General features: G+C 63.4%; 12 protein-coding genes. 4 read left to right on the top strand and 8 right to left on the bottom strand.

Features of this window, described 5'->3' with window-relative positions; genetic code table 11:
• Positions 1–802: amidohydrolase family protein (locus A5701_RS11190; protein ID WP_231972806.1), on the top strand; the 802-nt coding region annotated here is incomplete at its 5' end.
• Between the two features lie 267 nt (positions 803–1069).
• Here the strand turns inward: A5701_RS11190 and A5701_RS27435 are convergent.
• Entirely contained in the window at positions 1070–1645 is a 576-nt protein-coding gene (locus tag A5701_RS27435) for a PaaI family thioesterase (RefSeq protein ID WP_082950352.1), read from the bottom strand.
• Positions 1646–1947: 302 nt separating this feature from the next.
• Here A5701_RS27435 and A5701_RS11185 point away from each other — a divergent pair, with 302 nt between their 5' ends.
• Positions 1948–2622, top strand: a complete 675-nt coding sequence (locus A5701_RS11185; protein ID WP_067752631.1) for a PadR family transcriptional regulator — start codon at positions 1948–1950, stop codon at positions 2620–2622.
• Here A5701_RS11185 and A5701_RS11180 read toward each other — a convergent pair.
• Positions 2619–4322: a 3-ketosteroid-delta-1-dehydrogenase gene (locus A5701_RS11180; RefSeq protein WP_197504964.1), complete on the bottom strand. Its 1704-nt coding sequence runs from the start codon at positions 4320–4322 to the stop codon at positions 2619–2621. The two genes, A5701_RS11185 and A5701_RS11180, sit on opposite strands and share 4 nt — an antisense overlap.
• A gap of 103 nt (positions 4323–4425) precedes the next feature.
• Here A5701_RS11180 and A5701_RS11175 point away from each other — a divergent pair, with 103 nt between their 5' ends.
• Positions 4426–5568: a Rieske 2Fe-2S domain-containing protein gene (locus A5701_RS11175; RefSeq protein ID WP_067277067.1), complete on the top strand. Its 1143-nt coding sequence runs from the start codon at positions 4426–4428 to the stop codon at positions 5566–5568.
• Positions 5569–5919: 351 nt separating this feature from the next.
• Here the strand turns inward: A5701_RS11175 and A5701_RS11170 are convergent, their stop codons facing one another.
• Positions 5920–6828 (bottom strand): hypothetical protein, encoded by a 909-nt coding sequence (locus A5701_RS11170; RefSeq protein ID WP_067752625.1) that lies wholly within the window; start codon positions 6826–6828, stop codon positions 5920–5922.
• Positions 6829–7137: 309 nt separating this feature from the next.
• Here A5701_RS11170 and A5701_RS11165 point away from each other — a divergent pair, with 309 nt between their 5' ends.
• Positions 7138–7737: a TetR family transcriptional regulator gene (locus A5701_RS11165; protein ID WP_231969376.1), complete on the top strand. Its 600-nt coding sequence runs from the start codon at positions 7138–7140 to the stop codon at positions 7735–7737.
• A 190-nt stretch (positions 7738–7927) separates the two neighbouring features.
• Here A5701_RS11165 and A5701_RS11160 read toward each other — a convergent pair whose 3' ends face one another.
• From A5701_RS11160 to A5701_RS11140, 5 genes are all read right to left on the bottom strand, one after another.
• A complete protein-coding gene (locus A5701_RS11160; protein ID WP_067752623.1) occupies positions 7928–9004 on the bottom strand; it encodes a hypothetical protein in 1077 nt (358 codons plus the stop codon).
• Positions 9005–9091: 87 nt separating this feature from the next.
• Positions 9092–10036 (bottom strand): alpha/beta hydrolase, encoded by a 945-nt coding sequence (locus tag A5701_RS11155; RefSeq protein ID WP_067752621.1) that lies wholly within the window; start codon positions 10034–10036, stop codon positions 9092–9094.
• A gap of 1 nt (position 10037) precedes the next feature.
• Positions 10038–10910, bottom strand: a complete 873-nt coding sequence (locus A5701_RS11150; protein WP_067752619.1) for an SDR family oxidoreductase — start codon at positions 10908–10910, stop codon at positions 10038–10040.
• Positions 10907–11392, bottom strand: a complete 486-nt coding sequence (locus tag A5701_RS11145) for a nuclear transport factor 2 family protein (RefSeq protein WP_067752616.1) — start codon at positions 11390–11392, stop codon at positions 10907–10909. Before A5701_RS11145 ends, A5701_RS11150 begins: the two co-directional genes overlap by 4 nt.
• Positions 11393–11462: 70 nt before the next feature.
• Positions 11463–12446, bottom strand: a complete 984-nt coding sequence (locus tag A5701_RS11140) for an acyl-CoA dehydrogenase family protein (RefSeq protein WP_067752633.1) — start codon at positions 12444–12446, stop codon at positions 11463–11465.
• Positions 12447–12459: the final 13 nt, after the last annotated feature.

Below are 12459 nucleotides of genomic sequence, written 5' to 3'. Positions count from 1 at the left end.
GGCAAGGCTCGAAAACCCCGGCCAGGATGAGATGGCCCAGGCTGCGCTGGGCCCACAGCGCCATTTCCGTGATGAGCACGGCGTTGGATGCCGGCTGATCCATGGGCATTGCCGGACTTCCCGGACCGCCGTGCTGCACGATCGTCAGATCCAGTTGGCTGCACAACTGCCAAATCGGCTCATCACGGAAATGGCGCTGTGGGCCCAGCGCAGCCTGGGCCATCTCATCCTGGCCGGGGTTTTCGAGCGTTACCCCACGCTACGGTTCGCCCCTACAGAGCAGGGCACACTGTGGGTACAGCAGCAACTGATGACGCTCGATGCGATGGTCCCGACGATGAAGTCCGAAGCCGGCAACCGCACGTACGGCATGTTCGGTGGTTCCTCGGTCGATGGGCTTACCCTCACGCCGAGTCAGTACGCCCAGCGGAACTGCTACCTGGCCAGCGAATTGGCGCCCTTTGAATCAGTGATGATTGATTTCATGGGTGCAGACCACATTCTATGGGGAAGCGACTATCCGCACGAGGAGGGCTTCACTCCTCAATCCAGGCTGGCCATCCGGTGGGCGCTACAGAACAGATCGGAAAGCGAGTGCCGAAAAATTCTGGCGGAGAACGCGGCCCGGCTGTACCGATTCGACCTCGATGCACTGGCGCCGATTGCAGCCGAGATCGGGCCGACCGTGGCTGAAGTGCATACCCCCCTTGAGGACACCGGGTACCGTGCCCCGGCCGCGTTCGGCTACCGCCCCTTCGAGGGGGGACTCGCGTTGAAGCGCCTCGCTCCCCAACGCCGGTAATCGCGCCCTGATACGAGAGTCTCCAAAAGCCGGTTCATAAAGTTGCCCGGGGTTAGGCCCCCGGCCACTGAAGAGAGCGGTCTTCCGCAGCGCGCTGTTCAGACGCACCCCAGTGCTTGACTCAAGCGCAACTTTTCAGGCCTTATGCGGTGGTTTGTTTCGTCAGATCCGCGGTCAGAGATGATGATGGGGGCAGCCCGGCTCGGCACTTTCCAACACGCGATGTCTGGGATGGGTCGTAGGCGTGCTCTATCGGCGATGTTTTGCTTACTCCCGCGGATGAATGAAAACCCCTTCTGCTGAAACGGTTACGCCATCGCTGTCGCTGAGCTGTCCAGCGGCGAAGGTCTTGACCCCTTCGACGCGGTCGACCCAGGCCTCGGCGCGAAGAGGCTTTCGTAGCGAGGTTCCTCGGTGGTAGCGCAGGGTCAGCGTCCCGGTGTAGGCCGGCCGCCCTGGCTTGTGGGCGGTAGCGCCCAGTACATGGTCCAACACCATCGCGCAGACACCGCCGTGCGCGTAACCCGCCGGTCCTTCATAGGCTGCACCGAGGACGAGTTCCGACCAAACCAATCCGTTTCCCTCGTGAATCACGAGTGGGGGAGCCAACGGGTTGCGGACTCCGATCACCGCATTACCTGAAGCCGCGTTTTGCCCGTCGGCGCGGGTGCGCTCGCCGAACGATCCAGGTATCTGCTCGGCGCTCAGTCGGCCTGTGATTGCGTCTATCTCGGCCGTTGTGGAGGCAATAGCGTTGGGCTCCAACTCCGTTCGGATTGTTGCGTCGATGAGTTTGCGAACGGAAATGGCCAGTAGCTCGTATGTAGACGAGGGGTCAGTCATCGGTATACCCAAATCCCCGGTGTCGGCGGTGTCGCTGGCAAGGTCCTCGCCCTCGCTGACAGCGAACCGCGAGCCGGGGCGCGGCGTCCCTCAGGCGTGGCACGCCGACTGTTGGCGTTGCAGCGGGCGTGGTGCGGGCCGCACGCTGCAGAACCGGGGGACGCTGCACATGGAGTCGACGCTTGGCGACTTCGGTGGTCATCGCCTACCAGCGTGAAGTGAGCGGTCGCGGTCCGGAAGGTGGCGTCCCGTCCAGCGGGCATAGCACAGGGACATCTCGGCTGTGCTGTTAATCTGGCAAAATGGCCGAGCCCAGCGATAAGCCGGTGAAGTCGGCACTTGCCGCCACCAGTTGGGCGTTGCTGGGCATGCTCTCTTATGAAGAGGAAGTTTCCGGCTACGACCTGAAAAAATGGATCGACTGGAGCGTTGACCTCTACTACTGGAGCCCGTCGAACAGCCAGATCTATACCGAGCTGAAGAAGCTCCAAAGCTTGGGGCTGGTGACATCACGCATCGAACGTGACGAGGGCACCCGCAGCCGCCGGCTCTACAAGATCACCGCGGCCGGGTTGGACGCCGTCACCGACTGGACCAACAATGCCCCAGTGGATCCGCCGGTGCTCAAACACAGCGTGCTGATGCGCGTGACGTTCGGTCATCTGACGACCCCCGCTCGGCTCAAGGAAATGTTGCAGGACCACGTGGCCTACGCCGAAGCCAGGCATCGCAAAGCTGTCGAGGACGCCGAAGGCGCCGAGGACGAGCCCGCTTGGGCCTACTCAGTGCTCGCGCTGCGCTGGGCGGCCAAGTACTACGCCGCCGAGCGCGAGTTTGCGCTGGAACTGATGAAGGAAATCGACGAGGCCGACGGCTCCATGCAGAAGGCGAAAGGCGGATCGGGCAAATTACGCCCCACGCCCGGGTACTGGCGTGAGGTGGAAAAGCAGGTCCAAGCCAAGCGCCGAGACGACTAACCGCCGCCGGCGGCGTCTCTGGCGGCGATGTAGCCGTATACCAACCCTTGGGCGATCGTTGCGCCCGCGCCGGGATATGTGGCTCCGAACGCGTTGGCGGCGGTGTTACCGATGGCGTACAACCCGGTGATGACAGTGCCGTCTTCGCGCAGCACCCGTGCCCGCTCGTCGGCCTTGAGTCCACCGCAGGTACCCAGGTCGCTGAGCACCATCTTCACAGCGTAGAACGGGCCCTTGGTCAACGGTCGCAGATTGGGATTCGGCGTTATCGTCGGGTCACCGTAGTAGCGGTCATAGGCGCTGCGGCCGCGACCGAAGTCGGGATCCTCGCCAAGAGCAGCGCTTTCGTTGAAACGCGTCATCGTCTGGTTGAACTCTGACGGGGGAGTGCCGATCCGAGCGCCGAGTTCGCGCAGGCTGTCGGCGCGCACCGCGATACCCGCGTCATACCAGGTCTGTGGAATGGGCATGCGCGGAAACAGTTCGGCGCCAAAGACATAGCTGTTGCGGTATTGCTGATCGAAGATGATCCACATTGCTTCTACCGGTTGCCCGGACTGCTCGAGTTCGAGCAATCGCTGACCGAACGACATGTAGTCGGCCGACTCGTTGGCGAAGCGATGCCCATTTTGGTTGACGATGAGGCAGCCCGGAAGTGATCGCTCCGCGAGCATGACAGCGGGCGCCTTGCCCGGCAGCGGCGCGATCGCGGGAAACCACCAAGCCTGGTCCATCAGATCGATGTCTGCGCTGAGTTCTTGGGCGACGCGGATCCCCTCGCCGGTATTTGAGTCGGCGCCCAGGCTGACGTTGGGGTCCAGTGACTCGGACTGAAATTTCCAGCGCATCTCCATGCAGTGGTCAAAGCCGCCGGTGGCCAGCACCACCCCTTGCCGGGCCGTGATGGTCACTTCACGGCCGCCATGGCCGACAACCGCACCGCTGACGCGGTCACCGCTGCCGACCAGGCGCACCAAGCTGGTGTCGGTCCAGATCGGGATCTGAGCGCGCAACACACCGGCGAACAGGGCGGCGGCCAGGGCTTGGCCGCCCGCGGCATAGTGCCGGCCCAGCAGCCGGCCACCGAGACCTTGGGCCAATCGTTTCGCCAGGGTCGGAATCCCCTTGCGCGGCACCCGCGCCACCAGATTGAGCCAACGGTAGTCGGCGCCCGTCGTAGGGATGGTGAAGCCGGCCTCCATGACTCCTGGCCGTAGCCGGCTGCGATATTCGCCCAGGACGGCAGTGTCTAGAGGCCGGCACTCGCAGGTACGCCCGGCTGCGCTGCCACCGGGCTCTTCGGGGTGGTAGTCGGAGTATTCCCGGGCCCAAAAGAGCCGCATCGGAGTCGTTCGCTCGAGCAGCTCGACGGTCGCGGAGAGATGTGTCAAAAACCCCGCGGAACGCGGAGGCGGCGCTGAGCCCGCAACCACGGAGTCAAGATAGGTGGCGGCGCGCTCGGCGGTGTCGTTGGCACCGGCCCGCTGCAACACCGGGCCCGCGGGCAGCCACAGCGCCCCACCGGAACGTGCCGTCGAACCACCCACGTACGAGGACTTCTCGACAATCAGCACGGAGAGCCCTCGGTCGTGGGCGGCGAGTGCTGCGGCCATGCCGGTTCCCGAACCGACCACGAGTAGGTCCACCGTCGTGTCGGACACGGGAAGTCCAGCAGGAATCGTCGCGCTGTGCGTTGTCACGCCTGGTAACGGTAAGCGGCCGGGCCGCTTGGCGGGAAGAGGCGTCCTGATCAGTGGAACACGTGCCCTACACCTGCCGGTCAGTCGGGGTTGAATGGCGCCCATGAATTCGCAGTCCGAAGCCGGCGAAGTTCGGCTGATCGAGGCCGATGCTGCCCCAACGCGATTCGCCCGCGGCTGGCATTGCCTAGGTCTCATCAAAGACTTCAGTGACGGCAAACCGCACGCGATCAATGCCTTCGGCCAGAAGCTGGTGGTGTTTCGCGGCGGTGATGGACAGGTCAATGTCCTCGACGGCTACTGCCGCCACATGGGCGGTGACCTGTCGCAAGGTGAGGTCAAGGGCAACGAGGTGGCGTGCCCGTTCCATGACTGGCGCTGGGGTGGTGACGGACGCTGCAAGCTGGTGCCCTACAGCAAGCGCACACCCAAGCTGGCCCGCACGCAAGCGTGGACCACCCTGCAGCAGGACGGCATGTTGTTTGTGTGGAACGATCCCGAGCGCAAACCGCCCCCACCTGAGGTCGCGATCCCACGCATCGAAGGCGCCACCAGCGACGAGTGGACCGATTGGCACTGGTACACGACCGTCGTGAACACCAACTGCCGTGAAATCATCGACAACGTCGTGGACATGGCCCACTTCTTCTACATCCACGGCTCCCTGCCCACTCATTTCAAGAACATCTTCGAAGGGCACGTGGCTACCCAGTACATGAACAGTGCGGGCCGACCGGACCTGGGTGGCACAGAAGGTCCGCAGTTGCTCGGCACGACATCGGTGGCTTCCTACTACGGCCCGTCTTTCATGGTCGACGACCTGACTTATCACTACGCGGATGGTGACCACCACACCGTCTTGATCAATTGTCATTACCCAGTTGACGCGAATTCCTTTGTGCTGCAGTACGGCATCATCGTCAAGAAATCCGAGGCGCTACCCGATGATGTCGCGGTGCAGACTGCGGTCGCCCTGGGCGACTTCGTCAAACTCGGTTTCGAACAAGATGTGCAGATCTGGCGGCACAAGGCGCGCATCGATAATCCGCTCTTGGTCGAAGAAGACGGCCCGGTTTACCAACTACGTCGATGGTACGAACAGTTCTACGTCGATGTCGCCGATGTCCAACCGGATATGGTGGACCGCTTCGAGTTTGAGCTCGACACCACCCGTCCGTACGAGGCGTGGATGAAGGTGGTCGAGTCCAATATCGCTGCGCAGGCTACCGCCAAAGACTCGGTGTGATGACGGTGGCTTCGCCTGTGAGAGAGGACGAGCGCCTCGCCGACATGCCCATGTTGCCCGTGGTATGTCGGCGCTGTCGAGCGCGAGTGCAGGTTCGTAAAAGCAGCTGGAGCCAGACGAGCGTGCAGTGGACAGCCTCGGCCCTGGCCCGCTGTGAGGAGCGTTCCGCTGCTGCACAGCTAGCGCCATATGGACGTTGTGATCTGTTCCTGTCATGTTCGGCTCTTACCGAGTCGATCACGGATGCCGTGCGTGCCGGCACGCTTACGATCGTCGATGGAAGCGCCGGGACGTCGGCATGACGGCCGGGCCCCGCAGCTCTTGGCCGAGGATCCGCGGCCACGCCGCTTCCTAGGTGGATGACACCGGCATGATGGGGATCTTCTTCATCGCGCTGGCTCTGGGATCAGGGGCGGCCGCGGCCGCTTGATGGTTTGCTTCACCGCGCGTGTACGTCCACACGCAGAATGGTTCTCCTTGGGCAAACTTGAAATCCTTTGGCGGCAAGTTGATGTCGAGTTTGCACCCAGGAAAGAACGGGGCTGAGATTCGCTGCTCAAAAGTGCAGTTCATCCAGGCCCGTGCCGGTGGGTAGAGGCCTTCGTCGGTGTACTTCTGCAGCACTTCGCACCGACGCATGTTGAGCACCACGTGATCGGGGTTGTACACGATGTACTCGCCGCCGTACCCGAGCGTGCCATCGATGCTCAGGCAGGCCAACTTGAGAAAGTCCACTACGTGCACTGGCTCGATCTTGAACACTCTGGCCAGCTTGGGGTATTGGTAATCGATGATGAGTTGATACATGTCGGGAAGCCCGAGCCAGACCTCCTCCTCAGGGAGGATCTTGGTCCACTGGTCGATGAAATAGTTGTGTCCTTTGAGGTACTGGTCCCAATAGGTTTTGATCAGACGTATCAGGGCCGGCTTGGTCAGGTCCTCAGTCTGAACATCAAAGGGAATCGCTTGGTATTGAGCGTTTTTCCAGTCCCAACCCGGAGGGGCGATGTAGCGCCCCATCGGCATCACTTGGCGCATCCCCGCCCGCGACAGCTCCGCGGCGACATCCATGGCCGCGCTAATGCCGACCTTCTCCGAATAGATCTTGACGTGGGCGTAGGGCATGAAGTTCAAGACGTCTTCGAACACTCGCGCTAGGCCCATGAGGAAATCGCGGGAAAAGTCTTGGACGTTGCCGACCTTCCCCATGAAGTCATGGGTGTAGTCGTCATAGTTGAGTTCTTCGGTCTCAGTGGTCATCGGGGTTTCTCCTCAATTGGGCTCGGCTGGTGTCGTGACCTCGTTGGCTGGGTGGTTCAGCCCGCCTGGGGGCGGGCCATCGCATACCTGTCAAAGGGCCACTGTTGGGCGGCACGTCACTGCGCTGGCGTGTCAGATTGCGACATGAATGGCAGAATCTGACAACACGATGTTAGTCCGCAGGGGTGCGGGTCACCATCGCGATCCCGCTCAGCGGGATGCCGTCGCGAGTCCGAGCACATCAGTCAAGGGATTGCCGCGGTTAGGATTGACGTGCAGTTCGTGTGGCGAGGAAGTGAGGCAAGGCTGGTGAGCAGTCCGGCGACGCACGCGGAGCGCCGCGCCGAGGATCTTCGGATGCACATCGCGCTAGCTGCCCGCGACACTTTTCTCGCCGACGGGTCTACCTCGGCGACCGTCGAGCGGATCTGCGAAGCGGTGGGCATTGCGCCGCGTACGTTTCACCGGTACTTCCCGGTCAAAGAAGACGTCGTTATGCCGCTATTCCGTGAATTCGGCAGGCTGAGCATCGAGACCCTGCGTGACGCAGCACCGGACAGCGACACCGTCGAGGTCCTCGTTGCGGCATTTAGCACCGAAGTTCCCCGGCGGGGCCGGATGGAGATCGATCGCAGGTTCATGGCGATGATGATCAGCGATCCCCAATACCGATTGCGGTGGCTGGACTGGGGACAAGACCTTATCGCTTCCATCACCGAGTTCCTTGCCGCCCGGTTCGATCTAGGCGATGACCCATTCACCCGAGAGCTGCCTGCCCAGCTGGTGGTTCAAGCGTGTCGGCACGCCTACGTCCACTGGGTCCAGCACGGCGATTTCGCCGCCCTGCAATCCGCGTTGCGATCCGCCATGCAGATGATCGTAGGAACGCTAGCGTGTCCGGGTGTCTGAGCCGCAGCTCACGGTCGGTCGATCACGATAGATCCAACGTCGTGTAGCTCTCTTAGGCATTTCGTTGCCCCACCACGAGAGCGCCTTCATCGGGCGGTGGCGGGCTAAACGTCACCGCACGTCCCGAAGCCGGCCAAGTCGGGATGCCCCGGATTCGCCGAAATGATCCTTGATGCTGCGCTTTCTGTGCTTAAGCCAATTGGAACGCACTCAGTGGCGCTTCTTCTGGATAGGTAGTGGGTCCGCCGAGGTCGTAGGCAGCATTAAGCGCGGCAATGAATCCAGGGTCGTGCAGGGGATCGCTGGGAGTGTCGAGCTTGATGCCCTTGCCCTTGAGGTCGTCGATCATGATGCCGATGGCCCGTTCGATCGTGATGTCGTCGGAGCCGTCCATGTTCTTTTTGAGTTCCTCGAAGTCGGAGAACACTTCGGCGGACCAGTGGACCAGGAAACGCAACTCGTCGGTGTGGTGGCGGGCGATGACGTCGTCGCCGTTCTTCAGAAGCCAGTGGTCGGGGTCGGCCGGGTCGCCGGCGAAGACGGTGTCGAAGGCCAGCCCCGGCGGAATCTGTTGTTCCAGCGGCCCGTTGGCTTCTCCGCGGTGCACCATCATCTCGTTCTGAACGACCACTCCGCGGTTATTGATCGGCGGCAAGACCCGGGAGGGGGGCTTGAGTGGGCCGTCGGGCCAATAGGTAAAACCGGACCCCTCGTCGAGGGAGAACCAGGTGATGACCTGAGCCATTTTGATGAGGTAGTCGGTGAACAGACCGGACTTGCCCATCACGCTGCACAGCCAGGTGGGGGCGTTCTCGTGGCGTACACCGCGAAAGCTCGGCGAGTCCAGATGGCCGGGATCGCGGTTGGCGCAGGGGCCGTTGATGTTGAACAGCATCATCTCAGGCTTGGCGTACTCGGCGTTCCAGTAGCTCTTGGCGTGCTCGAGGAACGTGGCGTTGTAGAAGCAGTCGTGCAGCTCAGGGAAGAGGATGGCCCCGTAGTTGGCCAGGTAGCCACGGAACGTCGGCGTCAGAAAGAGGTCCAGCGACGGAGTGAATCCCTCGGGGAAGGCACCGCTCATGGTGGCCATCAATTCGTCGGCCGACGCGAAGTGTTGGGCGATGATCAGCTTCCAAGGGCCGTGCGCGTGTACGACATTGAGCAGCCGCTCGCGTTGGTCGGTGGTGTAGACGTTGTCGATTTCGCGCGGCGGGGCGGCGGGCCGCAAAACGTTGGAAAGCTCCATCCGGCGCTCATCCGTAAGCATCAGCGGTCTCCTTCTGCATGTTTGGATTGGTGGGATTGTCTCCGGCACCGTCGTCGTACGGTCGACGCGTGTCCGGTGATCGGGACGTCAAAATGGGAGCGGATTGGCGAACTTGGCGTCCAATGCCGCGCCGATTTCGGCGATGGCGAGCCGGCCGCGGGCGGTCGCGTCGGGGTACATCAGAAAGCCGTGGTAGGTACCCGGATAGCGGGTGAGGGTGGTCTGAACTTCGGCGTCCCGCAGCCGGGCCGCGTATCGCTCACCCCAGTCCCGGATTGGATCGCAGCTACCGGTGACCACGATCGCGGACGGCAGCCCAGAAAGGTCGGAGGCGTAGGCGGGAACCAGGTACGGGTCCTCGGGCGGCCCGGCATCTCCGTCGGCAAGTGCGTGCATGTAGTCGATGTCGTCGCGGGTGAGGAGCGGCGCGTCGGCCGTCGAAGCGACCGACGGGGCCGTCATGTCGCGATCCAGGCCCGGGTACAGCAGCACCTGCGCGCAGATCGCCGGACCGCGGCGGTCACGTGCGGCCAGTGCAACCGCGGCCGCCAACGAACCTCCGGCGCTGTCGCCGACCACTGCGAGCCGGTTGGCGTCGACGCGTAGCTCCGCGGCTCGGCGTGATACCCATTCAGTGGCGGCGTAGGCGTCGTCGAACTGCGCCGGGGGTGCCGCTTCCGGGGCCAGGCGGTAGTCGACGGCGACAACGGTGGACATCGACGCCGAGGCGAGCGCGCGGGCCAGCGGTTCGAACGAGTGGTTGGATCCCATGACCAGGCCGCCGCCGTGGAAATACACCAGCACGGGTGTGTGGGAATCCTTGGTGGGACGGTAGATCCGCGCGGGTATCGGCCCGGCTGGCCCCGGGATGGTGACGTCGGTGACGCTGTCCATCTGTGGCATTGCCTCGGGCAGCGGCGCGGATTCGATCGCGGCTCGCACCGCGGCTAGGCCGCGTTGGCGCATCGGCGGGATCGTACCGAACGACGCGACTCGGGCGGCGGCGTCGGGATCCAGCGGGGGAGTCGGCACGTTAATGCCGCGCGGGGTCGAACCGGCGCTCGGTGCGCAATACCGGCGCCTGTTGGGACGCAAGGATATTGGCACGCTCTTGCATCGCCGACCGAACGTAGTCTGGATGGGTGAGCAGATAGAAACCGCCCTTTGCGGCTTGCTCGAACACCACCGCGGCAGCTGTCAGCGGGTCCATCGCGTCGGCCTTCAGGTCGAGCATGGCCGTACGGTGTGCCTCGGCAGCCGCGACGTCGGTTGCCTCATTGCCGTCGACGCCGCCGGCTGATTCGAAAATGTTGGACAGCACCGGGCCGGGCAGCACCGCCTGGACATGAATGTGGTGGTCGTGCCCGCTGGACTGTACTTCTAGGTCGAGACACTCGGTCATCGCCAGCACCGCATGCTTGCTCACAATGTAGGGCGTTTGCAATGGCATCGCGACGACCCCACCAACAGACGACACATTCCACACCCACGCCTGCTCAGGGCTCGCCATCATTCGCGGCAGAAACGCGCGGATGCCGTAGAAGACCCCGCTGATGTTGATGTCGACGATCCGCTGCCAGTTGACCACCGGGGTGTCCCACAGGTAGCCGAACTGTTCAATTCCGGCATTGTTCACCAGCAACCGCACCGGCCCGACATCGCGATAGGTCTTGTCGGCGAGTTCTTGCATGGCGACGGGATCCCTTACGTCGCAGACCATATCGACCGCGGTGCTTCCCGCGGCGGTGAGCTCCTGGCGCAGGGCGGCGATGCTGTACGCATCGACATCGGTGAGCACCACGGTCATGCCCAATTTGCCGGCGTATCGGGCCATGCCGGCACCAAAGCCCGAGCCGGCACCGGTGATGACGGCGACGCCGCCAGAGAAGAGCTCTTGAACGGTCATGGTTGCGACGCGGTGGCGGTGTCGCTGTGCAGTTCGGATAGCAGCACGGAGTTGGTGGCATCCAGTACGACGTCCATATCGGTGAACTCCAGCCCATTGGGGCCTCGGCGCACGCCGACGTTGACCACCCCGCTGGACACCGCGAACGGCACGAAGTTGGCGATCTGATTGACGAAGATGTAAAAGCGGGCGCGGGTTACGCCGCTATCGGTGCCGGTGCGGTGCACGTTGGTGGCGTGGTGACGCAGCGGGTAGGGGCTTTGTTTGCGATGCTCGGACAGCCACTCGATGACCGCGTCACGACTGTCGAGTTGGGGCGACATCAGCTCCTCGAAAGGACTTGCGCCACTGTCGCTTCGGGTCAGGTAGTGCACATCGTGGGCGTAGCTGGCGGCCAGCTCGTCATAGTTGGCTTCGTCGTAGTGGTACCAGAAGGCGGCGATGAACTCCTGCAGTTCCGACAGCGTGATGTCGTTGCTCATGCCCACAGTCAATCCCGGCTGTGGCCCCGCTAACACCCCGGCGCCCGTTGAGTGGAACACCGTCCATGGCTCAGCCGCCGATCAGGCTCCATAGCCCGGCGGCTCCCGCCCCAAGCGCGGCCGACGTGACCTGTTCGTCCCAATATTGCACGGATCCGAACTCCCCCCGCCACACCAGGGCAGGCCGGGTGAACTCGTGTAGCCGGTGCTCCCGTGTGGTGCCGATCGCGCCATGAACCTGGTGAGCGTTACGCACCACCACGGAGGCGGCCTGGCCCACACACGAACGTGCCACCGAGACAAGGAAGGCGAGGTTGGAAGCCGACCACGCGCTAGTGACCGCCGCCGTCAGCGCCGCCTCGGTGGCCGATCGCGCCAGAGCCGCCTGCGCGGCGATGTCGGCGATCATGTTCTGCACGGCCTGAAATCGCGAAAGGGGTCGACCGAACTGGACGCGTGAGCTCGCGTGCTCGATCGAAAGCTCCAGAATCCGGTCCAGCGCCGCACACACTTGCACCCCGCGCACCAAGGCCGATTTCAGCCGCAGCTGGTCGACCACACTCGCCTCGAGGGGAACACCGCACAAGCCGGCGGGGTCGGCGACGACGATATCCCGTGGCTCGCCAATCGCATTGGCGCCGGGCGTGATATCCAACGACTCGGCATTGACGTCGGCGGCGTGATACTCGCCGCCCCGCTGCCAGATGACCACGATCTGTTGGGCGCGAGACGCCCAGGGCACGCCCCTCGCGGCGCCCTGGGCATCGAGCAGGCACACGGTCCGCACCGCGTCGTCGCATGGCGATCCGCTGGCCTCCAGCAGCCAGCATGCCAATAAATCATGCTCAGCCAGAGGGATTCGCGCGCCGTGCTGAACGGCGACGGTCAGCAGCTGGGCCGCCTCATGCCAGCCGGCGCCGCTGCCACCGGAGTGCTCGGGGCCGGTCAGGCGCACCAGCCCGAGCTCGTCAAGCTGGTGCCATAGCTGCGCGTCACGATCGACAGCGGCGGGTGATTGCATTGTTCGGTACGCGCCGAACACCGCGCGCATCATGTCGATCAGGGCC

Source organism: Mycobacterium sp. E3305 (assembly GCF_001666785.1).
Classification (GTDB): Bacteria; Actinomycetota; Actinomycetes; order Mycobacteriales; family Mycobacteriaceae; genus Mycobacterium.
This window is presented reverse-complemented; position numbering and strand designations above follow the sequence as displayed.

What these genes read in the sequence shown, in the direction of transcription:
- A5701_RS11170 (WP_067752625.1), bottom strand. Translation starts at nt 6,828, where the DNA reads ATGACCACTGAGACCGAAGAACTCAACTATGACGACTACACCCATGAC.
- A5701_RS11160 (WP_067752623.1), bottom strand. Translation starts at nt 9,004, where the DNA reads ATGCTTACGGATGAGCGCCGGATGGAGCTTTCCAACGTTTTGCGGCCC.
- A5701_RS11145 (WP_067752616.1), bottom strand. Translation starts at nt 11,392, where the DNA reads ATGAGCAACGACATCACGCTGTCGGAACTGCAGGAGTTCATCGCCGCC.
- A5701_RS11140 (WP_067752633.1), bottom strand. Translation starts at nt 12,446, where the DNA reads ATGATGCGCGCGGTGTTCGGCGCGTACCGAACAATGCAATCACCCGCC.
- A5701_RS11185 (WP_067752631.1), top strand. Translation starts at nt 1,948, where the DNA reads ATGGCCGAGCCCAGCGATAAGCCGGTGAAGTCGGCACTTGCCGCCACC.
- A5701_RS11175 (WP_067277067.1), top strand. Translation starts at nt 4,426, where the DNA reads ATGAATTCGCAGTCCGAAGCCGGCGAAGTTCGGCTGATCGAGGCCGAT.
- A5701_RS27435 (WP_082950352.1), bottom strand. Translation starts at nt 1,645, where the DNA reads ATGACTGACCCCTCGTCTACATACGAGCTACTGGCCATTTCCGTTCGC.
- A5701_RS11150 (WP_067752619.1), bottom strand. Translation starts at nt 10,910, where the DNA reads ATGACCGTTCAAGAGCTCTTCTCTGGCGGCGTCGCCGTCATCACCGGT.